Genomic DNA, 24026 nt, shown 5'->3' on the forward strand with positions numbered 1-24026 from the left:
CGTTCTGATCCGCCGGGGCAGTACGGGATGCGCTGCACCGGACTGCGGGCGGCAATAGCTTAAAGCGAAGCGGCCCCCACCGGGAGGTGGGGGCCGCTTCGTGCAATCCCTTAAGGGACAGCCTTCGGTTAGACGCCGTAGTACAGCTCAAATTCGTACGGGTTCGGGCGCAGCGAGAGCGGACGGATCTCGTTCTCGTACTTGTACTCGATCCAGGTGTCGATCAGGTCCTGGGTGAAGACGCCGCCGGCCTGGAGGAACTCGTTGTCCTCGGCCAGGGCATCCAGGGCCTCTTCGAGCGTGCCGGGAGCCTTGGGGATGTCCTTGGCTTCCTCGGCGGGGAGCTCGTAGAGGTCCTTGTCGATCGGAGCGGGCGGTTCGATGCGGTTGCGGATGCCGTCAATGCCGGCCATCAGCTGGGCAGCGAAGGCCAGGTACGGGTTGGAGGAGGGGTCCGGAGCGCGGAACTCAAGGCGCTTGGCCTTCGGGTTGGAACCCGTGATGGGGATGCGGATACCGGCGGAGCGGTTGCCCTGCGAGTAGACCATGTTGACCGGAGCTTCGAAGCCCTTGACCAGGCGGCGGTAAGAGTTCACCGTCGGGTTGGTGAACGCCAGCACGGCGGAGGAGTGCTTCAGCAGGCCCCCGATGTACCAGCGTGCCAGGTCGGACAGCCCCGCGTAGCCCTTTTCGTCGTAGAACAGCGGCTCGCCACCGTTCCACAGCGACTGGTGGCAGTGCATGCCCGAGCCGTTGTCACCGAAGACCGGCTTCGGCATGAAGGTGACCGACTTGCCCCAGGCATCGGCGGTGTTCTTGACGACATACTTGAACTTCTGCAGGTCATCAGCCGCGTGGGTCAGCGTGGTGAACTTGTAGTTGATCTCAGCCTGGCCGGCGGAACCGACTTCGTGGTGGCTGCGCTCGACCTCAAGGCCGGCCTCGTCCAAAGCGACGCACATGGCGTCGCGCAGGTCCGCCTGCTTGTCGGTGGGGGAGACCGGGAAGTAGCCGCCCTTGACCGGGGTCTTGTAGCCGAGGTTTCCGCCCTCTTCTTCGCGGCCGGTGTTCCAGTGCGCTTCCTCGGAATCGATCTTGTAGAAGCTGCCCTGCGGGGAGGACTGGTACTGCACGTTGTCGAAGACGAAGAACTCGGCCTCGGATGCAAAGAATGCCGTGTCGGCGATGCCGGTGGACGCCAGGTAGGCCTCGGCCTTCTCGGCCACGCCGCGCGGATCGCGGTGGTACGGGTCACCGGTGCGCGGGTTCACGATCGAGAAGTTCAGCGCGAGGGTCTTCTCCATGCGGAACGTGTCGAGGAACGCCGTCGTGACGTCCGGAATGAGCTGCATGTCCGACTCGGCGATGCCCTGGAAACCCCGGATCGACGATCCGTCGAAGAGTTGGCCGTTGACGAAGAAGTCCGCGTCAACGCTCTTGGCGGGCACGTTGAAGTGCTGCTGAATGCCAGGGAGATCGGTGAAGCGAATATCGACGAACTTAACGTCTTCGTCTTTGATGAACTTGAGGACTTCGTCCGCAGTCTTGAACATCTAGGCTCCTTATACATATGAAAGATCTGGCCGTCAGGCCGTGTGGTCCAGCGCAGTCCGGCAGCGGAGAAAACACAAAGGTCTCCCCACTCCTATGCCGCTAGCAACTGTTACCACCCTAGGGACACGGGATTTCCCCGCTGTGTCCGCTTTGTTTCCGGCAGGTTACAGAACGCCCTGACAGGTAAACGGTAGTCGCTGTCCACAACGTGGCCTATCCGTGACCAGAGTGTGGCCCCGGAATGTCCACACTCTGAACAGCGCCGGGAGGCATCCATTGCCGATAGTCTTGGAGGGTGGTTGATCGTAAAGACATAGGTTCATGGCTCAGCGGGCCGGACACGTCCGGCATTTCGAAGTACCCGGGGGAGCGGCTTGGCCTGCCCGAGTCCGGACCGGGATCCATTGCCCGTGCCGGCCGGCGCATCGTCGCCATCTGCGTGGACTGGGCCATCGCGCTGATGATCAGCAACTACGCCTTCGCCGGCGATCCCTGGGCGACCCTGGCCGTGTTCGCGGCCGAGCAGGCGCTGCTGGTCGGCACCCTCGGCTACAGCATCGGCCACCGCATTGTGGGGATCCACGTCGTCCGGCTCGGCGGCGGCCCCGCCGGCCCCGTGCCGGCACTGGTCCGCAGCCTCCTGCTGTGCCTCGTCATCCCCGCCGTCATCTTCGATCCGGACCACCGCGGGCTCCACGACAAGGCGATGAACACCGTCCTGATCCGCATGTAGCTTCCGCATGACGGCAGCCGTGGCCAGCCCGGCTGCCAGGATGCGCCGCAACCTCGTCCGTTTGCCACGGATGGCCGCTAAACCTCCCGGTACAGCGGCCATTTGCGTCACCCCGGTGGACGCCGTGCCGGTTCTTGTGCACCTCGCGGGGCGGAACCCCGAGCGTAACCGGTGCTAGACCCCGGCGGTCTCGCCGGCCGGCTCCTGCGCAGGCTGCGCAGCATACTGTCCGTCCTTGGCCGTCAGGTAGCCGTGGCGGCCTGCCCAGCGCTCAAACCAGACCGTGGCGAACGGGAAGACCGCCGAAATCCCCGCGAACAGGGCCACCCGGAACGGCCAGCGCTGCATGCCCCACAAGCTCAGTGCTGCTATCCCGTAGCCGATGAACAACGCGCCGTGGATCGGGCCCGCGATCTCCACCCCGAGCTCCGTGGTCCGGGTGACCCACTTGAGGAACATTCCGACCAAGAGGGCGGCCCAGCTGAAGCCCTCGGCGATGGCCAGGACCCGGAAGATGCGGATCACGGCAGAAGTGGATGGGAGTTTCATGGCGGAGTCTCCGGGTTCTGTCCCGAGGGGACGATATGAGCTGGGCAAAGGAAACGCCCCGGCTGCGGCCTGAAAGGCGGGTGCCGGGGCGTTCCTGCGGTCAGGCGTGTGGCCTAGCGTCCGCGGGCCGCCTTGCGGTCCGGGCGGGCCTTGTAGGGATCGATGCCCTTGGGGATGGGGAGGCGGCTTCCGAGCGAGGAGATGCGCTTGGAAACCGTGCTGACCTCGAGCTTGGTCAGTTCGTTCTTCATTTTGGTCATCTTCTTGGAGACCTGGCTGATGGGAACCTGTCCCTCGCCCCGGCCGCTTTCAATCACGTGGATGGTGACGTTCGGCAGGATGCGGGCGAGCCGCTTGCGTTCGGCGTCGAGCAGCGGCTTCACCCGGTGGCTGGGGCCCTCGCTGACCAGGACAACGCCGGGACGGCCGATGGCACGGAAAACGGCGTCCTGGGTGCGGGGGTTTACCGCGACGGGCTGCTCTTCGACGATCCAGCCGCGCTTGAGTGTGCCCAGCGCAGCGCCCGAGGCTCCGGGCTGGTTCTCAATCCGGGCGAAGGCGGCCCGCTCGGCGCGGCGGGACAGAATCAGCGTGGCCGCGAGAACACCCAGCGGGAGACCGATGATCAGGCCCGTGATCCAGTTATCCAGCAGGAATCCGATGACGAAGCTGACAGCCACGACACCGAGGAACGCCAGCAGCATAAGCCAGGGGACCATCGGATCGTGCCGGCGGGTCATCTGGAAGACTTCGCGGATCTGCTTCAGACGGCTCGGCTTCTTGACCTTGGCCACCTTGGGCTTTCGGGAAAAGAGACCGCGCTTCGGAGCGTCAGAAGCCGGAGTGGAGTTGCTGGAATCAGGGGAATTCGCCATAGTGCCTTAATTCTACGTGATGGACCGCGAAGGGCCGGACGCCGGATTCCTCCGGTGCCGGCCCTTCGCGGCAATCGTTACAACGGGGTTCAGGAGCGCGCCGCGAGCAGCGAACTGGCTTCCTGGCGCGTGCTGCCCGAGCTTTCGATGTGGGCGAGCTGGGCGGGGATTTCCCAGCCTTTCTTGCGCATCGCGGTGGCCCAGAGCCGGCCCGCGCGGTAGGACGAACGCACCAGCGGACCGCTCATGACACCGAGGAAACCGATCTCGTCGGCTTCGTGCTGCAGGTCCACGAACTCCTGCGGCTTGACCCAGCGGTCAACCGGCAGGTGCCGCTCGCTCGGGCGCAGGTACTGGGTGATGGTGATCAGGTCGCAGCCGGCGTCGTGCAGGTCCCGGAGCGCCTCGGAGATTTCCTCGCGGGTCTCGCCCATGCCCAGGATCAGGTTGGACTTCGTGACCATACCGAGGTTGCGGCCCTGCGTGATGACATCCAGCGACCGCTCATAGCGGAAGGCCGGACGGATGCGCTTGAAGATCCGCGGGACGGTCTCGACGTTGTGCGCGAACACCTCAGGCTTGGATTCGCAGATCGCTTCGATGTGTTCCGGCTTGCCGGAGAAGTCGGGAATCAGGAGCTCGACGCCGGTGCCCGGGTTGAGTTCGTGGATCTTGCGGACCGTTTCGGCGTAGAGCCAGACACCCTCGTCGGCCAGGTCATCGCGGGCCACACCGGTGACGGTGGCGTAACGGAGCTGCATCGCCTGGACCGAGCGTGCCACCTTCGTGGGTTCGAAGACGTCCACGGGGGAGGGCTTGCCGGTGTCGATCTGGCAGAAATCGCAACGCCGGGTGCATTCGGAGCCGCCGATCAGGAAGGTGGCTTCCTTGTCTTCCCAGCATTCGAAAATATTGGGGCAGCCAGCCTCTTCACACACGGTGTGGAGGCCTTCCTTTTTGACGAGTTTCTTGAGCTGCACGAACTCCGGACCCATCTGGACCTTCGCCTTGATCCATTCAGGCTTGCGTTCCACCGGGGTGGCCGCATTGCGCTGCTCGATACGCAGCATTTTCCGGCCTTCTGGTGCCAGGGTCACAGTAGAGCTCCTTCATGGGTTGCAACTAGCGCTTCTTCATTGTTGCGCAGTTCTTCAATAATCCGCGACACGAGGTTGGCGGGGGTGACGTCCCGGCCCGTCTCCTGCGAGATGGTGGTGACGCCGGCGTCGGTGATGCCGCAGGCGATGATCTGGGCGTACGGCCCAAGGTCGTTGTTGCAGTTGATCGCGAAGCCGTGCATGGTGACGCCCTCGTGGACGCGGATGCCGATCGCGGCAATCTTGCGCGCCGGGCCCTTCTGGTCCTGGTCGATCCAGACGCCGGCACGGCCCTTGATCCGGACCGCCTCGATGCCGTAGTCGGCCAGCACAGCGATGATAACGGCTTCCAGCCGCTCCACGTAGTCGCGGATCCCCGCCGGGTTCCTGAGCTTGATGATGGGGTAGCCGACCAGCTGTCCGGGGCCGTGCCAGGTGAGCTTGCCGCCACGGTCCACCGGGACCACGGGAGTGCCGTCAAAGGGGCGTTCGTGGTCTTCGGTGCGCTTGCCCGCCGTGTAGACGGCGGCGTGTTCCAGCAGCAGGACCGTGCTGGGGGCGGCGCCGGCGAGGACCCTCTTATGGAGTCCGCGCTGGATATCCCAGCCGCGCGTGTAATCGACGAATTCCGGGTCGAACCCCAGCCGGGAGAACTCAAGAGTCATGGCATCCAGCTTAGACCCCGGCTGTCGCAGCGGCTGATTCTGTGGCAAAGCTCTCACCGCCTGTGGATAACTTCTGCGGGATTCCGTGGGATCCGCTATTCCTTGGTTATGGATGATCACGCACCCTCCGGCACCGCCGGGCCCGAGGTTCCCGGATACGACGTCGGCCGCTGCCTCGGGTACGGCGGCGGCGCCACTGTCTGGCTGGTGACCGAACAGTCGACCGGCCGCGAGTACGCCTTGAAGTGTTTCGTTGCAAGCGACGGCACCGACCGCGGCGAAGCGGAGGAAGCGATCCGGCGCGAGGTGCAGATCCTGTCCACGCTCGACCACGACCATCTGGTGCAGGCCCGCGCGGTGTTCCGCCTGTCAGGAGGCCACTGGCGTGCCGCCACCGGCACCGGCACCGGTGGCGGCGAACGCGACGGTGGCTTTGACGGGCCGCGGGCCGGGAGCCTCGGGCTGATTATGGATTACGCCGCGGGCGGCTCGCTGGGCCAGCTCCTGGCCGGCAGGGGGAGCCTGGGGCCGGGGGAAACCGTGACCGTCCTGACGCCGATCGCCCAGGCCCTCGCCTACCTGCACGGTCACGGCTTCACCCACGGCGACGTCTCGCCCGGGAATGTACTGTTCACCGCCCACGGCAAACCGCTTCTGGCCGATCTGGGCGTGGCCCGCATGGTGGCTGACGCCACGGCGGTGCCCGACGCCGGTACCGAGGGCTTCCGGGATCCGGCGCCAGTGGACGCCGTCCGGGCCGGGCTGCAACCGGAACGCGATGTGTATTCGCTGGCGGCCCTGGGCTGGTACTGCCTGACCGGGCGCGCGCCCGAGCCGGGCGCGCAGCGGCCGCCGCTGCCGCTGCTGGTTCCCGGGATTCCGCCTGAACTGGCTGCAGCGCTGGAATCCGGACTTCACGAGGACCGCAGGCTCCGGCCCTCTGCCGCCGAGCTGGCCTCCGCCGTTCATCGCAGCGCAGGGGCTGCACCGGTGGACCTCTCGGTGTCGGTCCACCCGACGGTCATTCCGCAGCTGCTGACCCGGCGCACCCTGCCCGGCACGGCACGGGAGCGCCGGGTCGAGAAACTCCGGTCCCTGCCGGGCCGGTTCCGCAAGCCGCGCGCGGACGCCCCCCTGCCAGGCTCCGCACCGCCTGCTGCCGGGGTTCGCCTTTCCGGCCGTCCGGGCGCCGGGCGCGGGGCAGCCGGCCTGTCCGCGCGCCACCCTTCCCGCGGGGGCACCACGGGCCGGCGCTCCTTCCGGACCGGTTCCGACCGGCCTTCTGCCTCCCGCCCGGTACGGCCTTACCGCCGGGGCATCCGAACGGTGGCCGGGGGCCTGGCCCTCATGGCTGTCGTTGCCGCCGCATGGGGGTTCGCCCGGGCCGGGTTCCCGGCGTCGTTCCCGGGATTTTCCGTCAACGACGCCGGGTCCGTCAGGGAGTCCGCCCCGGCGCCCGCGCCGCCGGCTCCTGGCGGCACGGCCGCGGCTGCCGCGGCCCTTCCGCCCGGGCTGCAGGCACAGCTCGCGTCGCCGGACCCCGGTGAAGCGGTCCACGGACTGGCCCGGCTCCGCTCCCTGGCGTTCAGCTCGGGGGACTTCGGCCTGCTGGATCAGGTCAACGTCCCGGCGTCGGCGGCAGCCGAGGCGGACGGACGGATCAGCGCCAGACTTAAGGATTCGGGCCTGGTGCTGGCGGGATTCACAACCCTCCTGACCCGCGTGTCCCATGACGTGGCACAGACGGGTGACAGCGGCCCGTCCCTGGCCGTCGTGGCCGTCACCGCGAGCACCTCCGCCTACCAGGAACGTGACGCCAGCGGGGCGGTGGTGGCGGACGCCGCGTCCGCGCCGGACCAGCACCTGCGGCTCGTCCTGGCGACGGTCGAGGGACGCTGGCGGATCCAGGACATCCTTCCCGCCGCCTGAGCCCCTGCCGCGAGGAAAGCCCCCGCCGCCGGGGTCTCAGGACGTCGGGCCGCGTTCCACCACCCAGGCAGCGGCCTCGGCGAGCGAAGGGTGCTGCCAGTGAAAGCCCGCCCCGCTCAGGAGAGCCGGTTCCATCCGCTGGCTGGAGAGCAGCAACTCATCGGCAAGCTTGCCCATCACCAGTCGCAGCACCGGGGCGGGGACGCGGAGCACCGCCGGTCGGTGCAGGGCCGCGGCCAGCGCCGCGATCAGCGAGTTCACGTCGGCTTCCTCCGGGGCACAGAGGTTCACCGGCCCGGACAGCGGGCTGGTCAGCAGAAAACCAAAGGCGCCGGCAACATCAGGGAGCGTGACCCACGGCCAGTACTGCCGGCCGTTGCCCAGCGGTCCGCCCACGCCCAGGCGCAGCAGCGGCATGAGCCGTCCCAAGGCGCCACCCGATCGGCTCAGCACGACGCCGGTGCGCGGCGTGACCACCCGGACGCCGGCCGGAGCCTCGTGTGCGGCCGCTTCCCACTCGACGCAGATCCGGGCGAGCACACCGCTGCCGGCGGGGGCGTTCTCCCGGAGCACAGCCGTGCCGGCGTTGCCGTAGTAGCCGGAGCCCGACTGGCTCAGGAAGACTGCCGGTGGAGTGTCCAGGCGCCCCATCGCCGCCGTCAGGGTCGAAGTCGCTCCGAGCCTCGAGCTGCGGAGTTCGTTAATGCGGGAGCGGGTCCAGGGGCGGTCTCCGATGCCGGCGCCGGAGAGGTTGATGACGGCGTCGGCACCCGTCAGTGCGGTGTCGTCGATGCTGCCCTCCGCAGGGTTCCACTGGAACTCGGACGGAGTGGCGGGCACCCGCCTGACCAGGGTTCCGACGTCGTGCCCGGCGTTGCGCAGGGTGCTGGAAATGGCGGTTCCGATCGGCCCTGAGGCTCCGGCAAGAATGATTCGCATGGTCCATCTCATCATGCCCGGCACGGCTGGGATACCTCCCGGGCGGACGGCCCGTCGTGACTATGATCTAACGATGGCCTCTTCGAGTTACTTCCGTTTCCCGCATCTGCACGGCGAGCTGGTCACTTTCGTGGCCGAGGACGACGTCTGGATCGCGCCACTTGCCGGAGGCCGCGCCTGGCGGGTTTCCTCGCTGCAGCTGCCCGCCCGCAACCCCCGCTTCACCCCGGACGGCAAGCGCCTGGTGTGGACGGTTGTTCAGGGTACGGCCCCTGAAGTTGTCACCGCGGACGTCGACGGCGGCGGCTACCGGCAGTTGAGCTACTTCGGCCACGCCACTACCAAAGTCAAGGGCTTCACCCCCGGCGGCGACGTCCTGGTCACGAGCGCCTTCCGCCAGGCCGACAGCCGCCACACGCACGCCTACAGCCTGCCCGTCACCGGCGGCTGGGCGGCCGAACTCCCGCTGGGCCCGGTGGAGTCCGTTGCCTTCGGACCGGTGGTCGGAGACGAACGCCCCGTGGTCCTCGCCAGTGTGCTCTCCCGGGAACCGGCGTGGTGGAAGCGCTACCGGGGCGGCGCTGCCGGCAAGCTCTGGATCGACGCCGACGGAAACGGCGAATTCGAACGCCTCGCCGCCGAACTGGACGGCAACCTGACCGATCCGATGTGGGTGGACGGCCGGATCGTCTTCCTCTCCGACCACGAGGGCTACGGCAACCTCTACTCCGTGCAGCCCAACGGCTCCGGACTGCGCCGCCACACGGACCACGAGGACTTCTACGTCCGGCACGCCGCCACCGACGGCCAGCGTGTCATTTTCGAATCAGCCGGTGAGCTGTGGCTGCTGCCGGACCTCGGCTCGGAGGCCGTCAAACTCGACATTTCCCTGGGATCCGCGTCCCAGGCCCGCCGCAGCGTTCCGCTGAAGCCCTCGCGGCACCTCGGCGATGTGGTTCCGGACCGCACCGGCGGCTCCAGCGCAGTGGAGGCCCACGGCACCCTGCACTGGCTGCGGCACAAGGACGGGCCCTCGCGCGTTCTGGAAGCCACCCCCGGCGTCCGGGCCCGCCTGCCGCGCCCGTTCGGCGCGGGCCGGATCGCCTACGTGGCCGATCATAACGGCGTCGAGGCCCTGTACCTGAAGGCGATCGCGGCACCCCTGGAGACCTGGTCCCTGGATGCGGCGCAGCAGAGGGCAGCCCGTCCGGGCGGGGATTCCGACGCCGGCACAGCCCTGCCCAGCCCGGTCCCGGCGGCAGCCCTCACCCGGCCGGGCGCGGTGGCCGCGGGCCCGGCCATCCCGGCCACCGCTGCCGGCGACGCTGCCGACACCGCCGGGCCTGCGGACGGCGATGTCCCGGCACAGCAGGAACCCTCCGGCCGCCTGACCAGGATCGATTTTCCCAAGCCGACCAGGGCCAGCGCCATCGAGGCGAGCCCGGACGGCAACTGGCTCGCCGTCGGCACCGCCTTCGGCGACATCTACCTGGCCGACACCCGGACCGGTGCCCTGTCCCTTGTGAGCAGCATCGGCGAGGGCAGCATCGAAGGCTTCAGCTGGTCCCCGGACTCGGCCTGGCTGGGCTGGTCCGAGCCGGTCACGTCCTTCGGCTCCCGCAGCCGCCTGCGCATCACCGGCGTGGATGCCACCGGCACCGCAGCGGACGGGTTGCGCACCATCATGGACGTCACCGACGGGCGCTTCCGCGACGAATCGCCGTCGTTCACTCCTGACGGGAAGTACCTGGCGTTCCTCTCCAACCGCAGCTTCGACCCGGTCTACGACGGTCACTCCTTCGACCTGTCCTTCCCGAGCCCGATCAAGCCCTACCTCGTGGCTCTCGCCGCGGACACCCCCTCGCCCTTTGGCCCCAGCGTTGACCGGCAGGACCCCAGCGTTGACCTGCAGGACAGCGCAGGCACCGGCGACGCCGCCGAGGGTGCCGGCCAGGACCAGGTGCCCTCGGTCCGGGTCGACGCCGAAGGGCTGGCCCACCGCGTCATCAGCGTGCCGGTCCCGCAGGGCAACTACTCGGACCTGACCGCGACCGACGGGGCCCTGCTGTGGCTCGACCACGAGCTTTTCGGCGTCACCGGCGAGGGCCGTGCCAGCCTCGAGGACAAGAACGCGGCGCCCTGCCTGGTCCGTTTCGACCTGGCCCGGCGCAAGTCCACGACCATCGTGGACGCCCTGGACAGCTACCGGCTCTCCGGCGACGGCGAGAAGGTCGTGGTCCTGCAGGACAGGCAGATCCGGGTCTCGCCTGCCAGCGCCAAGGCGGACGAGGAGTCCGGGCAGCTGGTCAAGGTCGACCTCAGCCGCATCCGCGTGCAGCTCGATCCGCTCAGCGTCTGGGGACAGGCCTTCGACGAGGCCTGGCGGCTCCAGCGCGACTTCTTCTGGACGGAGGACATGGCCGGGCAGGACTGGGACTCGGTGCACGCACGCTACCGTCCGATCGTGGACCGGCTCGGCTCGCACGATGACCTGGTGGACCTGCTGTGGGAGCTCCACGGCGAACTGGGCACCTCCCACGCCTACGTCCGTCCCGCTGCTGTCACCGAGAACGGCAGCAACGGCCAGGGCCGCCTCGGCGCGGATCTTGTCTTCACCGGCGGGGGCTGGGAGATCACCCGGATCCTCGCGGGGGAGTCCTCCGACCCGCTCGCCACCTCACCGCTGACCCGTCCGGGCGCTGACGCAAAGGCCGGTGACGTGCTGCTGGCAATCGACGGCGTCGAGCTGACCGAAGCGCGCACGCCCGCCATGCAGCTGGTCGGCGCCGCCGGACGCGCCGTCGAGCTCACGCTGCGCAACGGTGCCGGGCACGGAAGCCAGGCCGGGAAGCAGCGGCGTGTGGCCGTGGTCCCGGTCAAGGACGAGGAGCGGCTGCGGTACCAGGAATGGGTGGCCGCGAACCGCCGGACTGTCCGGCAGGCCTCGACGGGAACCTTCGGCTACCTGCACATCCCGGACATGATGGCCAACGGCTGGGCCCAGCTGCACCGCGACCTCGACACCGAAACGGCCCTTGACGGTCTGATCGTTGACGTCCGCCGCAACCGGGGAGGACACACCTCCCAGCTCGTTGCGGAGCTCATCGGCCGCAAGGTCACCGGCTGGAGCATGCCGCGCGGGGAGCGTCCGCGGACATACCCGCACCACGCGCCGCGCGGACCCGTCATCATCCTGACCGACGAATTCGCCGGATCCGACGGGGACATCATCACCCAGGTCTCCAAGCTGCGGGGGATCGGGCCGGTCATCGGCACCCGGACGTGGGGCGGCGTCGTTGGCATCGACAACCGCTTTGCCCTGGCCGACGGGACCGGCGTGACCCAGCCGCGCTACGCCACCTGGTTCTCCGGCGGCGTGGGCTGGGGGGTCGAGAACTTCGGCGTCGCCCCGGACATCGAAGTGGCCTTCCCGCCGCACGCGTACGCCGCCGGCACCGACCCGCAGCTGGAATACGGCATCGGCGCCCTCAAGGAAATGATCCAGGAGCTGCCCACCGACCGGCCGCCCCTGCGCGAGGGCTACCGCCAGGTCCGGCCCGCCCCGTTGCCGGCCCGCCAGCCGGCCACCTAGGCCGCAGCGCCCGGCCTGGGCCGCAGCGCCCGGCGCGGCCGCCCACGGCGAAGGCCCCCGTTCCCTTGCTCAGGGAACGGGGGCCTTCGCCGTGGGCGCGTCAGATGCTAGGAGGCCAGGGTGGCGTCCAGGGTGATCTTGATGCCGGCCAGGGCGGCCGAGACGGGGCAGCCCACCTTGGCTTCCTCGGCGATCCGCTGGAATTCGTCCTCCGTGATCCCGGGGATCCGCGCGCTGACTGTCAGGTGGCTGTCCGTGATGCCGGTACCGGGCACGAAGGTGACATCGGCCTTGGTGTTGACTTCCTCGGGTGTGTGGCCGGCCTGGGCGACGGCGAGGCTGAAAGCCATGGAGAAACAGGCCGAGTGTGCTGCGGCGATGAGCTCTTCGGGGCTGGTCTTGCCCTCGGAGGCCTCGGCCCGCGCCTTCCAGGTGACATCGAAGTTGCCCAGGCCGGAGCTGTCCAGCGTTGTGTTGCCTGCGCCCGTCATCAGGTCGCCATTCCATACAGTGTGTGCGGTGCGTGTAGCTGCCATGTCCACTCCTCAAGTTTGTTGAAATCCCGCAGACCCGGCGAAGCCGGATCATGCCGTGTCCCATCCTAGGGATCCGGCGCCCCCGGCGCACCGGTGTCCGCTCTCGGAGGATTGTGACCAGGGCCCGAACGGGAACGGCGACGCACCCCGTGCGGGGTGCGTCGCCGTCGTCGCTTAAGGGAGGGCTACTTCCAGAGGGTGGCGACGGCCACGTTGAGGAGGGCCAGCCCGCCGACAGCGTGTGCGAGGCCCGCGCCGACGTCCTCGCCCTTCTTGTACTTGCGGCGGCCGATGAAGGCCAGGACGCCCACGGCTAACGCCACGGCAAGCTTGACGCCGAGCTTGGCGTAGTCGGCATCGATGTCAAGGGCCGGGATCAGCCCCATCAGGGCGACGCCGGTGAGGAGCTGGAGCATCGCACCGTCGAACTGGCGGGGGTGCACGGTGGGCTGTTTCATCTGGCCGATCCAGATGCCCACGATCATGGCGGCGCCGACGATGTGCAGGAAGACCACGATGTTATAGACAATTTGCATGGCCCCAGTCTAGCCAGAAGATTCTACGTGCCGTAGTAAGACCCGCCCGGTCCGGGGACGAGCCCCACTAACCAACGAAACGGCGACGGCGGTGCGGGTTCCGGTGGTTTCCCACCGGTGTCCGCACCGCCGTCGCCGTCGGTGTTCTGTGCCGTTGGCGGCTAGAGCCCCAGGTCGGCTTCGAAGGCGCCTTCCTCAAGGCGTGCCTTCAGCGTCTGCAGGAAGCGTCCTGCGTCCGCGCCGTCGACCAGCCGGTGGTCGTACGTCATGGAGAGGTACATCATCGAGCGGATGGCCAGCGAGTCATCGCCGTTCTCGTCCGGGACCACGACGGCCCGCTTGACGATCGCCCCGGTGCCGAGGATGGCAACCTGCGGCTGGTTGATGACCGGCGTGTCGAACAGGGCACCCACGGAACCGATGTTGGTGATGCTGAAGGTTCCGCCGGAGAGCTCGTCCGGGCCGATCTTGCCCTTGCGGGTGCGGTCCGCGACGTCGGCGATCCTGCCGGCCAGGCCGGCCAGGTTGAGGTTGCCGGCGTCGGCAATGACCGGAACCAGCAGGCCCTTGTCCGTGTCCACCGCAATCGCCAGGTGCTCGGCGTTGTGGTAGGTGATCTCCTGCTTGTCCTCGTCGTAGGAGGCGTTGACCTTCGGGTGCTGCTTGAGGGCCTCGGCCACGGCCTTGGCGATGAAGGGCAGGAAGGTCAGCTTGGAGCCGTTCTGTGCCTGGAAGGAGTCCTTGGCCTTGGCGCGCAGCTTGGCGACCTTGGTCATGTCGACCTCGTGCACCTGGGTCAGCTGGGCGGAGATGTCCAGCGACTCGCGCATCCGGCGTGCAATGACCTGGCGGATCCGCGGGGCCTTCTGCACGGTGCCGCGCAGCGAGGACTGGTCAGCGGAGGGACGTGCGGCCGGTGCAGCGGCCGGTGCAGCGGACGGAGCCGGGGCAGCCGCGGCGGGCGCCGGAGCGGCCTTGGCCTCTGCCGCCGCCAGCACGTCCTGCTTGCGGATGCGGCCGCCGACGCCCGTGCCGGCCAGCGTGGAGATGTCCACGCCATGCTGGTTGGCCAGCTTGCGGACGAGCGGGGTGACGTAGCCGGACTCCGCGGACTCCGCGGGCGCGGCGGCCGGGGCAGCAGCAGCGGACGCAGACGGGGCGGCTTCCTTCGCCGCTGCGGGGGCCTCCTGCTTGGGTGCCTCCTGCTTGGGTGCCTCCTGCTTGGGTGCCTCAGCCGGAGCAGCGTCGTGCTTCGGAGCTGCTGCCGTTTCCTTCGGGGCTTCCTTGGCGGGAGCCGCCGCGGGGGCCGCCGCGCCGGAACCAATCACGGCGAGGACAGATCCGACCTCGGCCGTTTCGTCCTCGGCGACACGGATTTCCTGCAGGGTGCCGGCGACCGGTGACGGGATCTCGGTATCGACCTTGTCGGTGGACACCTCAAGCAGCGGCTCGTCGACCTCGACGGTGTCGCCGATGCTCTTGAGCCAGCGGGTGACGGTGCCTTCGGTGACGCTCTCGCCCAGGGCGGGGAGCGTGACTTCGTGGCTTTCGCCGGCGGGCGCAGCGGCCTCGGCGGCGGGTGCTTCAGCGGCAGGTGCCTCGGCGGCCGATGATTCAGCTTCGGGGGCCGGCGCAACGGCTGCGGACTCTGCGGCGGGAGCTTCGGCTTCAGCGGCCGGGGCTTCCTCGGCGGCGGGGGCCTCGCCCGAGCCGGCGGAACCGGAGCCGTCGCCGATGCGCACCAGCGGTGCGCCGACTTCAGCGGTCTCGTCCTCGGCGACGAGGATTTCCTCGATCACGCCAGCGATCGGAGAGGGGATCTCGGTGTCTACTTTGTCGGTGGAAACCTCGAGCAGCGGCTCGTCCACCTCTACCCGGTCACCTACCTGCTTGAGCCAGCGGGTGACGGTTCCTTCGGTGACACTCTCACCGAGGGCGGGCAAGTTAACGGATTCAGACATGTCGTCCCCGTTCTCCTTATTGATCTTTAGTGCGGATGATTGCTGCCTTGGTCGAGCTTAGTGCACCCGGCATTTCGGGCCGGATGCACCAAGCCCTGAGTTCTTGCGGTGGTGCGGGCGGAACTGCTAGCCGTGCAGGGCCTTGCCGGCCAGGGCCAGGTGGGCCTCGCCCAGGGACTCGTTCTGGGTCGGGTGCGCGTGGAGCAGCTGCGCCACGTCCTCCGGGTACGCTTCCCAGTTCACGATCAGCTGGGCCTCGCCGACCTGCTCGCCCATGCGGGATCCGATCATGTGGACGCCGACGACGGGGCCGTCCTTCTGGCGGACCAGCTTGACCAGGCCGCTGGTGCCCAGAATGGAGCTCTTGCCGTTGCCGGCGAGGTTGTATTCCTGGGTCTGGACCTGATCGTCACCGAACTTGGCCTTGGCGGCCTTTTCCGTGTACCCCACCGTCGCGATTTCCGGCTCGGAGTAGGTGACCTTGGGGATGTTGATGTCATCGACGACAACCGGCTTCAGGCCGGCGATTTCCTCGGCGACGAAAATGCCGTGCTGGTAGCCGCGGTGGGCCAGCTGGATGCCCGGGACAATGTCGCCCACGGCGTAGACGTTGCCGACACCGGTGTGCAGGCGTTCGTTGGTGATGACGAAGCCGCGGTCAATGCTCACGCCGGCTTCCTCGTAGCCGAGGTTGGCTGTGACGGCGCCCCGGCCGACTGCGACGAGCATGAGGTCGGCCTCGAAGGTCTTGCCGTCCACGAGGGTGACCTTCACGCCGTCGGCGTTCTGCTCGACGCCCTGGAAGAAGGTGCCGGTGGAGAAGTTGATGCCGCGCTTCTTGAAGGCGCGCTCAAAGGCCTTGACGATCGTCGCGTCCTCGTTCGGGACCAGCGAGGGCAGGCCCTCGATGACGGTGACGTCGACGCCGAAGGACTTCCAGACGGAGGCGAACTCGACGCCGATCACGCCGCCGCCCAGGATGATCGCGCTCCTGGGGATGTAATCCAGGGTGAGGGCTTCCTCGGAGGTGATGACCTTGCCGCCGATTTCCAGGCCCGGGAGCGTGCGCGAGTAGGAGCCGGTGGCGAGGACAATGTTCTTGCCCTTGTACGCGGTCCCGTTCACGACGACGGTGTCGGTGCCCTGGAGCTTGCCTTCGCCCTCGATGACGGTGATGGCCTTTTTGGCCTTAATGAGACCCTGCAGGCCCTTGTACTTGCCGGCGATAATGCCGTCTTTGTAGGCGTTGACAGCGGTAATGTCGATGCTGTCAAGGGTGACGTTGACGCCGTACTTTGCCGAGTCACGGGCGTGGTCGGCCAGTTCCGCGGAGTGCAGCAGGGCCTTGGTGGGGATACAGCCGGTGTGCAGGCAGGTGCCGCCGAGCTTGCCCTTTTCGACCAGGCCGACGGTGAGGCCGAGCTGAACGGCACGCAGGGCAGTTGCGTAGCCGCCGCTGCCACCGCCGAGTACCAGGATGTCGAATTCTTGCGCAGTTGCCTGATCGGCCACTAAAACGCTCCCTCGCGTGAACGATGACACGAGAGTGCGCATCATCTGGTCTTGGAACTTCCCTGCCGTGATTATGCCAGCAGGTAAGTTCCCTTTCATTTATGACTACCGGTGTTCACCTTAGCGAACCACTTATCCATGCTCCACCCTGCCATAGCGTTTGTGGAGCTCTTGTGTCCAGTCTCACGCGGCCCTGGTGGCCGGGGCAGAGTGGCCCCGGCCACCAGGCGGCGCGGACGGTTGGGCGGATTGCGCCTAGGCGGTTTTAGCCAGGATGTCCTCGACGTAGGCCACCAGGGTGCGCACGGTGCAGCCCGTGCCCTGCTTGTGGTTGTAGCCGTAGGGGCTGCCGTTGTTGAACGACGGACCGGCGATGTCGATGTGGGCCCACGGGATCGGCTCGCCGTCCTTGCCCTTGCCCACGAATTCGCGCAGGAAAACGGCCGCCGTCATCATGCCGCCGTGGCGTTCGCCAATGTTGGCGATGTCCGCGACCTGCGAGTCGAGGCTGGGGCGCAGCTCTTCGGGCAGCGGCATCGGCCAGAGAAGCTCGCCGGCGCGGTCGGCGGCGGCCTTGAGCGGGCCGGTGACGGAGTCGGCGCCCATCACACCGGCGGTGCGGCCGCCGAGGGCGATCAGCTGCGCGCCGGTGAGGGTGGCGACGTCGATGATGGCGTCCGGGAACTCCTGGCTGGCGGCGACGATGCCGTCCGCCATGACCAGCCGGCCCTCGGCATCGGTGTTGAGGACCTCGACGGTCTTGCCGCCGAACATGGTGAGCACGTCGGCCGGGCGCTGGGCGGCGCCGGAGGGCATGTTCTCGGCGATGCAGAGCCAGGCGGTCGCCTTGACGGGCAGGCCGAGGCCGGCGATGGCCAGCACGCTGTTAAGGACGACGGCGGCGCCCGCCATGTCGGACTTCATGTCGCCCATGCCGAGGGCCGGCTTGATCGAGATGCCGCCGGTGTCGAACGTGATGCCCTTGCCCACGAGGGCGATCTTGGCGGTGGCCCGGGCGGGGGAGTATTCGACCTTGACCAGGCGCGGCTGCCGGGTGGAACCCTTGCCGACGCCGAGGATGCCGCCGAAGCCTTCCTTTTCCAGACGCTTCTCGTCCCATACGGTGACCTTGACAGGCAGTCCCTTGGACAGTTCCCTGGCGGCGTCCGCGAAGGATTCCGGGTAGAGGTGGCTCGGCGGCTGGTTGACCAGTGAGCGGGTCGCGTTGACGGCCTTGCCGATCAGCGCGGCACGCTCCAGAACCGGCTTCAGGGCCTTGTCGGCGGCAAAGTCCGTGACAATCACAACGTTCTTTACCGGATCCTTCAGGCCCTCCGTGGAGGAGCGGTATTCGGTGAAGGAGTAGGCGCCCATCGCGGCGCCCTCGGCGACGGCGGCAACATCGCCGAGCGACGCCGCCGGCAGGGCCAGGGCGACCGTGCCGGCGCCGGCCAACTGGCGGACCGCCGAGCCGGCGGCGCGGCGAAGCGCCTCTTCGGTGAGCGGCTGCGAGGCGGAAATCTTCCCGACACCGGCGAGCACAAGGACTTTCGCGCCGGTTTCGCTCAGGCCCGGGAGCCGGTGGGCCTGGTCGGCTGCCCCGGTGATGCCAAGAACACTCAGTGATTCAGCCAGGGCTTCGGCGGCCTTGGCCGTCAGGGGGTTGCTGAGCAGGACAGGGCCGTCCGTGCCCTGCCCGACGCCGATGACAAGGGCGTCGGACGGGGACTTCTTAAGGTCCCCTGCGACAGCACTCAGTTTGACTTCAGTATTCTTCACCACGAGGACAGTCCTCAATTCTCTGAGTTTTTTTGGCAGGCACTGCATGTTCGGCGCCCTGCCCTGGAACCTGGGCCGCTGCCGGATTGAGACGCAACCCACGTGTCTTCAAGCCGTCATAAGGCCAGCTCCGATCGTAGTCTCTCCGCGGCACGGGTGTTCAATTGAATGAGAGCTGGAGCACACCGCGATCTGGAATGCGCCGGCGCCCCGCCGTGTTGTACCCCGTATCAGCGCCGCTCCGCAGTGCCCGTCCGGCCGACCCCGACTGACTACGACGAAAGGAACATGCCGTGCTTGAACGGATTTCCGGCTCCCTGCTGGACCCCGAATCGCTTTACCTGCGTGATGACGCGCTGTTCCACAGCCCCGAACTGCAGGGGTTGAACCTCGTTATGGGCTTCACCGGGTTCGCCGACGCAGGACACGTCGTCAGGCAGATCACCGCCGAACTGCTGGACACCCTGGAGTCCGGTATGGTGGCCGAATTCGACGCCGACCAGCTGATCGACTACCGGACCCGCCGGCCGCAGATCAGCTTCGTCGAGGACCACCTGCAGGACTACCAGGCGCCGCGCCTGGCGCTCTACCGCCTGGTCGACGGGCTCGGCAGCCCGTTCCTGCTCCTGGCCGGGTTCGAACCGGACCTGCAATGGGAGCGGTTCGCGCGCGCCGTCGTGGGCATCGTCAAGGAACTGGACGTCAATCTCGTCACCTGGATCCATTCCATCCCCATGCCGGTCCCGCACACCCGGCCCGTCGGAGTGACGGTGCACGGCAACCGCCCGGACCTCATCGAGGGCATCTCGGTGTGGAAGCCCACCGTCGAGGTGCCTGCCGCCGTCGGCCACATCCTGGAACTGCGGCTCACGGAGGCCGGACGCAACGTCGCCGGCTACGTGATGCACGTGCCGCACTACCTTGCCGAAGCCGAGTACCCGACGGCGGCCGTCGCCGGACTCGAACACCTTGGGGCGGCTACCTCGCTCATGCTGCCCGCCGACCGGCTCCGCGAAGCGGGCCGGGACGTCGGGCGCCAGATCGCCGAGCAGATCGACGCTTCCGAGGAGGTGCAGCAGGTGGTCTCGCGGCTCGAAACCCGTTACGACGAGAACGCCGAAGGAACCGTGCGCCGGTCCCTGCTCGCCGACGAGAACGACCAGCTGCCCAACGCCGATGACCTCGGGGCCGCCGTCGAGGCCTACCTGGCCCGCAAAGAACCCGGCGAATAAATACTATTTCTCCATCCGCTGGGCATAATGGGGGAGTGACTGCACCCCGCGCCTGGCTGACCTGGATCGTCGGGGTCTTCGCGTACCTCGTGGCGGTCAGCCAGCGCACCTCGTTCGGTGTGGTGGGGCTGGAGGCCACGGAACGCTTCCAGGCCAGCGCGGCCGAAATCTCCTTCTTCACCGTGCTCCAGCTCCTCGTCTATGCGGCCCTGCAGATTCCGGTCGGCATCCTCGTGGACCGCTTCGGCTCCCGGGCCATGATCGCCGGCGGCGCCGTCCTGATGGGTCTGGGGCAACTCCAGCTGGCCTTTGCCGAAAACATCCCCGGGGGCGTGCTGGGCCGGGTCCTGGTGGGTGCAGGAGACGCGATGACGTTCATCGCCGTGATCCGGCTGATACCGGTCTGGTTCGCCCCCGCCCGCGTTCCGCTGCTCACCCAGCTGACCGGAATGTCCGGCCAGCTCGGCCAGCTCTTTTCCGTGGTGCCGTTCGCCCTGATCCTGCACCTCGCCGGCTGGACCCCCGCGTTCCTGACACTTACGGCCATGTCCGTCCTCGCCGTGGTGCTCGTCCTGGTCCTGCTCCAGGATCTGCCGCCCGGGCACCCGGCACCGGAACCGTCCCAGGGGCTGCGCGCCACCGGGATCTCCATCTCCCACGCCTGGCGGCAGCCCGGCACACGGCTGGGGCTCTGGAGCCACTTCACCGTCCAGTTCAGCGGCACTGTCTTCGCGATGACCTGGGGCTACCCCTTCCTGATCTCCGCGCAGGGCCTCGAAGCGCCGGCCGTTTCGGCGCTGATGACGCTTTACGTGGCCGCAGCCATTGCCACCGGACCGCTGATGGGCGGTTTCGTTGCGCGGCACCCGCTGCGTCGGTCCACCATGGTGCTGCTGATTTCCGCCGCCACCGCCGCGGCGTGGGCGGCGGTACTGCTCATTCCGGGGCGCTCCCCCCTGTGGCTGCTGGCCGGACTGGTGGTCGTGCTTGCCATCGGCGGCCCCGGTTCCATGATCGGCTTCGACTTTGCCCGCACCTTCAACCCGGCCCACCGGGTCGGCACCGCGACCGGGATTGTGAACGTGGGCGGATTTATCGCCTCCCTCATCGCCACCTACCTGATCGGCCTGGTCCTTGACGTGCTGCACGCCACCGGCTTCTCGCAGGGCGGGCTGTACGGGCTCGATCCGTTCCGGATCGCCCTGAGCGTGCAGTTCCTGCTGCTGGCCGGAGGGGCCGGAGCCATCGTTGTCATCCGCCGGAAGGTGCGGAAGCAGATGGCGGCCCGGGGCGTCCCCGTGCCGCCGCTGCTGGCGGCCCTCGCCGGACAGCGCCGGCGCCGTGCAGAGCGGCGCCGGACGCCCTGACCGCGGGGACCCGGCCCGGTTTCCCGCCGTGGTCCGCCCCGGGTTGTCCACATAGGACACGCCGGCCCTGACGCGGACCTGTCCGGGCCGCAAAGCTGGCTTCATGACAGCTCCCGATCACCTGAGAATCACCGGCCCGGAGGACATCCTCGGGTTCATCCCGCATTCCCTGGGGTACTGGCCGGCCCGCAGCCTCGTGGCCATGACCATGCAGGGCAAACGGCTCGGAGCCACGCTGCGGGTGGACCTCCCCGGCGACGGCGGCCGCCCCGACTGGTCCGGTTCTCCCGGGCCCGCGGGCTATGCCCGTTCCGTGGCATCCTACCTGCAGGCCGACACCGAGGCGGACGGCTCGCTGCTGGCCCTCTTCACCGAAACCGACGGGGACGGCACCCCGTGGGCGGAACTCCTGGCGGCGCTGGAGGACGCGCTGGCCGGCGCCGGCATGCCCGTGCGGGACGCCTGGCTCGTCGGTGCCGACTACTGGCGCAACGCCTACTGCCTGGATCCTTCGTGCTGTGCACCGCCCGGGCGACCCGTGGAGGAGATCAGGAACAGCAGGCTCAATGCCGAGATGGTCTACCGCGGCAGCACCGTGGGAGCGGCTCCCGGCGCTGCCCTGCTCACGCCGCCGCCCGGTGAGCCAGACCCCGCCCTGGTGCAGGCCCAGCAGGAGTGGGCGCAACAGTTCTCCTCTCACAAGCGGGACAGGATCCAGTTCGGCCAGGTCCTGGACGTATGGGCGCGGGTGCTGCAGGACCACGCGCCGGTCCTGTCGACGGCTCTCAGCGGCTACCTGCGCGCGTCCCTGTGCGTCCCGCCCTGGCGCGACGCGGTGCTGGTGATGGCGGCCGCCGGGCAGGAGGCCGCTGAGCGCGGAGCCGAGGACTTCGGTGTGTTCGACGGCGGGACACCGGAGCCCGGACGGGCCCGATCCCTTCCTGCCTCCGGACTGTCCTCGATGCCACCTGTCCCACTGCCGCCGCTGGAAGGCTTCCCGTCCCGCGGCCGGGACCCGAGGGGAGAGGACGGCGGGCGTGGGCGCGGCGGCCGTGGTCCCGGTCATGAACCGCGGGAGGTTCCCGGGTACGGTGAGGTCTTGCTGGGACTGGCGCCCCCGCTGCCGGACTGGGCCCTGATGGCACGCCTGGACCGGGTGCTGCAGCAGCTGGGCGCCACCGGCGGTGAGGCGGGAGCTGCCGCGCTGACCGGGCGGGGCTGGATTGAGTGGTGCCGCGGCAAAGGATCCTTCGCCGACGCACTCTTCCGCCGCGCGGACCAGGAACTACCGGGCTACCGGCTGGCGGAACTGCTGGCGGAACTGGTCCGCCGCGGGACGCTCTGCGGCTGGGCGGCCAGGAGGGAGGCGGCCTGGCAGCGGTTCGAGCCGGACGTTGCCTGACACCAAACCAACGCCGGCCCGGGGGGCGCCGCCGCTCAGGCCAGACGGGCCGCGGCGCTCCGGCCGGATCGCGGGCCCGTGCCCCGCGTCGGTCCCGATTGAGAAAACCGTGAGACAATAGTTGCCGAGACCCCGTTGGGTCCGTGTATTAAGTGCTTGTAATGGACCGTGGAAACAGGGAACATTACGGTCACCCCAGGAGTTCTACTTAGTGGCTCTGCTGGTCGTGATTGCACCTGATGTAAAACACGGACTTGACAGGGTCATAGTGGTGTTGCCCGTATGGTGATTCCACAGACCGCCGCTAGAAAGGTTTTCTGTGACCCCGTCTTCCGCGAAGAAGGAACCCGCCGACCAGGCAGTATTGTCTCCCGAGGAGAAGAAGGCGGCGACGAGCGCCAAGCGCGCCGCCACGCGTGCAGCCAACAAGGCTCTCAAAGACGCAGCCTTGGCCGAAGGTGACACCACCGCATCGGCAGTCGCCAGGCCTGAACCCAAGAAGCGCGGGCCCAAGCCCGGCGCTAAGGCCGCGGCGCAAGCCGCCGGCAAAGCCGCCAACGGTGACGATGACACCGATGAGGAAGCCGAGGTTGACCTCGACGACGCCGTCGCGGAGGACGGGGACGAAAACCCCGCAAAGGCCGCCGCAGCCGCCACTGGCACCGGCTTCGTCTACTCCGACGCCGACGACGACGACGCCCCCGTGCAGCAGGTCATGTCCGCCGGCGCCACTGCCGACCCGGTCAAGGACTACCTGAAGCAGATCGGCAAGGTCGCCCTGCTGAACGCCGAGCAGGAAGTCGACCTCGCCCTGCGGATCGAGGCCGGCCTCTTTGCCGAGGAAAAGATCAACGCCGACGACGGAACCATGGATCCGAAGCTCAAGCGTGAGCTCGAATTCGTCATCCACGACGGCAAGCGTGCCAAGAACCACCTGCTGGAGGCCAACCTCCGCCTCGTGGTCTCGCTGGCCAAGCGCTACACCGGCCGCGGCATGCTGTTCCTGGACCTGATCCAGGAAGGCAACCTGGGCCTGATCCGTGCGGTCGAGAAGTTCGACTACACCAAGGGCTTCAAGTTCTCCACCTACGCCACCTGGTGGATCCGCCAGGCCATCACCCGCGCCATGGCCGACCAGGCCCGCACCATCCGCATCCCGGTGCACATGGTGGAAGTCATCAACAAGCTGGCCCGCGTGCAGCGCCAGATGCTGCAGGACCTCGGCCGCGAACCCACTCCTGAAGAGCTGGCCCTCGAGCTGGACATGACGCCGGAAAAGGTCGTCGAAGTCCAGAAGTACGGCCGCGAGCCAATCTCGCTGCACACCCCGCTGGGCGAGGACGGCGACTCTGAATTCGGTGACCTCATTGAGGACTCCGAGGCAGTGGTCCCGGCCGACGCGGTGAGCTTCACCCTGCTGCAGGAACAGCTGCACTCGGTGCTGGACACCCTCTCCGAACGCGAAGCAGGCGTGGTCGCGATGCGCTTTGGCCTGACCGACGGACAGCCGAAGACTTTAGACGAAATCGGCAAGGTCTACGGAGTCACGCGTGAGCGGATCCGCCAGATCGAATCCAAGACCATGTCCAAGCTGCGGCACCCGTCGCGGTCCCAGGTCCTCCGGGACTACCTGGACTAAGCACGCACCCAGACAACGACAACGCGGGGTCACTTCGCGCCCATCCTCCCCGGAGGATTGGGCCGGAAGTGACCCCGCGTTGTTCGTTAAGCCAGCCACGCGTCGGTCGTTAACGCGGAAAGAGCCCCT

18 protein-coding genes are annotated in these 24026 nt (G+C 68.1%); 7 read left to right on the forward strand and 11 right to left on the reverse strand.

Annotation, left to right across the window (positions count from 1 at the left end; all coding sequences use genetic code 11):
• Positions 1 to 128 precede the first annotated feature (128 nt).
• On the reverse strand, positions 129 to 1553 hold the full coding sequence (gene glnA, locus ACZYX4_RS10895; protein WP_463875720.1) for a type I glutamate--ammonia ligase: 1425 nt from the start codon (positions 1551 to 1553) through the stop codon (positions 129 to 131).
• 296 nt (positions 1554 to 1849) lie between these two features.
• Here glnA and ACZYX4_RS10900 point away from each other — a divergent pair, with 296 nt between their 5' ends.
• Complete coding sequence (locus ACZYX4_RS10900) at positions 1850 to 2287, forward strand: RDD family protein (RefSeq protein ID WP_463875722.1); 438 nt, start codon at positions 1850 to 1852, stop codon at positions 2285 to 2287.
• A 174-nt stretch (positions 2288 to 2461) separates the two neighbouring features.
• On the opposite strand, the gene ACZYX4_RS10905 is transcribed toward ACZYX4_RS10900, so the two are convergent.
• The 4 genes from ACZYX4_RS10905 to lipB all read right to left on the reverse strand — a co-directional run bounded on the left by ACZYX4_RS10905 (position 2462) and on the right by lipB (position 5473).
• Positions 2462 to 2836 carry a DUF3817 domain-containing protein gene (locus ACZYX4_RS10905; protein WP_463875724.1) on the reverse strand — a complete coding sequence of 125 codons (375 nt, stop codon included), beginning with the start codon at positions 2834 to 2836 and terminating at the stop codon, positions 2462 to 2464.
• A 113-nt stretch (positions 2837 to 2949) separates the two neighbouring features.
• Positions 2950 to 3711, reverse strand: coding sequence for a DUF4191 domain-containing protein (locus tag ACZYX4_RS10910; protein ID WP_463875726.1), 762 nt, complete (start codon positions 3709 to 3711; stop codon positions 2950 to 2952).
• 89 nt (positions 3712 to 3800) lie between these two features.
• On the reverse strand, positions 3801 to 4808 hold the full coding sequence (lipA, locus tag ACZYX4_RS10915; RefSeq protein WP_463875728.1) for a lipoyl synthase: 1008 nt from the start codon (positions 4806 to 4808) through the stop codon (positions 3801 to 3803).
• Complete coding sequence (gene lipB, locus ACZYX4_RS10920; RefSeq protein WP_463875730.1) at positions 4805 to 5473, reverse strand: lipoyl(octanoyl) transferase LipB; 669 nt, start codon at positions 5471 to 5473, stop codon at positions 4805 to 4807. Before lipB ends, lipA begins: the two co-directional genes overlap by 4 nt.
• A gap of 108 nt (positions 5474 to 5581) precedes the next feature.
• On the opposite strand from lipB, the gene ACZYX4_RS10925 reads away from it, so the two are divergent.
• Positions 5582 to 7402, forward strand: a complete 1821-nt coding sequence (locus ACZYX4_RS10925; RefSeq protein ID WP_463875732.1) for a serine/threonine-protein kinase — start codon at positions 5582 to 5584, stop codon at positions 7400 to 7402.
• 36 nt (positions 7403 to 7438) lie between these two features.
• Here the strand turns inward: ACZYX4_RS10925 and ACZYX4_RS10930 are convergent, their stop codons facing one another.
• On the reverse strand, positions 7439 to 8341 hold the full coding sequence (locus tag ACZYX4_RS10930) for a TIGR01777 family oxidoreductase (RefSeq protein WP_463875734.1): 903 nt from the start codon (positions 8339 to 8341) through the stop codon (positions 7439 to 7441).
• A 73-nt stretch (positions 8342 to 8414) separates the two neighbouring features.
• Between ACZYX4_RS10930 and ACZYX4_RS10935 the strand changes: the two genes are divergently transcribed.
• Positions 8415 to 11933 (forward strand): S41 family peptidase, encoded by a 3519-nt coding sequence (locus ACZYX4_RS10935; protein WP_463875736.1) that lies wholly within the window; start codon positions 8415 to 8417, stop codon positions 11931 to 11933.
• A 107-nt stretch (positions 11934 to 12040) separates the two neighbouring features.
• On the opposite strand, the gene ACZYX4_RS10940 is transcribed toward ACZYX4_RS10935, so the two are convergent.
• The 5 genes from ACZYX4_RS10940 to ACZYX4_RS10960 form a co-directional block, all read right to left on the reverse strand.
• The gene (locus tag ACZYX4_RS10940; RefSeq protein WP_463875738.1) at positions 12041 to 12469 is read right to left on the reverse strand and encodes an OsmC family protein; all 429 of its coding nucleotides are present in this window, start codon (positions 12467 to 12469) and stop codon (positions 12041 to 12043) included.
• Positions 12470 to 12654: 185 nt separating this feature from the next.
• Complete coding sequence (locus ACZYX4_RS10945) at positions 12655 to 13005, reverse strand: hypothetical protein (protein WP_463875740.1); 351 nt, start codon at positions 13003 to 13005, stop codon at positions 12655 to 12657.
• A gap of 161 nt (positions 13006 to 13166) precedes the next feature.
• Positions 13167 to 14966, reverse strand: coding sequence for a 2-oxoglutarate dehydrogenase, E2 component, dihydrolipoamide succinyltransferase (gene sucB, locus ACZYX4_RS10950; protein ID WP_463875742.1), 1800 nt, complete (start codon positions 14964 to 14966; stop codon positions 13167 to 13169).
• 126 nt (positions 14967 to 15092) lie between these two features.
• Positions 15093 to 16478 carry a dihydrolipoyl dehydrogenase gene (lpdA, locus tag ACZYX4_RS10955; RefSeq protein ID WP_463875744.1) on the reverse strand — a complete coding sequence of 462 codons (1386 nt, stop codon included), beginning with the start codon at positions 16476 to 16478 and terminating at the stop codon, positions 15093 to 15095.
• A 255-nt stretch (positions 16479 to 16733) separates the two neighbouring features.
• Entirely contained in the window at positions 16734 to 18260 is a 1527-nt protein-coding gene (locus tag ACZYX4_RS10960; RefSeq protein WP_463875746.1) for a leucyl aminopeptidase, read from the reverse strand.
• A 290-nt stretch (positions 18261 to 18550) separates the two neighbouring features.
• Between ACZYX4_RS10960 and ACZYX4_RS10965 the strand changes: the two genes are divergently transcribed.
• From ACZYX4_RS10965 to ACZYX4_RS10980, 4 genes are all read left to right on the forward strand, one after another.
• The gene (locus tag ACZYX4_RS10965; RefSeq protein ID WP_463875748.1) at positions 18551 to 19489 is read left to right on the forward strand and encodes a proteasome assembly chaperone family protein; all 939 of its coding nucleotides are present in this window, start codon (positions 18551 to 18553) and stop codon (positions 19487 to 19489) included.
• A 35-nt stretch (positions 19490 to 19524) separates the two neighbouring features.
• Positions 19525 to 20856 carry an MFS transporter gene (locus ACZYX4_RS10970; protein WP_463875750.1) on the forward strand — a complete coding sequence of 444 codons (1332 nt, stop codon included), beginning with the start codon at positions 19525 to 19527 and terminating at the stop codon, positions 20854 to 20856.
• A gap of 103 nt (positions 20857 to 20959) precedes the next feature.
• Positions 20960 to 22258: a DUF4192 family protein gene (locus ACZYX4_RS10975; RefSeq protein WP_463875752.1), complete on the forward strand. Its 1299-nt coding sequence runs from the start codon at positions 20960 to 20962 to the stop codon at positions 22256 to 22258.
• A 319-nt stretch (positions 22259 to 22577) separates the two neighbouring features.
• Positions 22578 to 23897, forward strand: a complete 1320-nt coding sequence (locus ACZYX4_RS10980) for an RNA polymerase sigma factor (protein WP_463875754.1) — start codon at positions 22578 to 22580, stop codon at positions 23895 to 23897.
• Positions 23898 to 24026: the final 129 nt, after the last annotated feature.

Source organism: Pseudarthrobacter leeuwenhoeki (assembly GCF_055412885.1).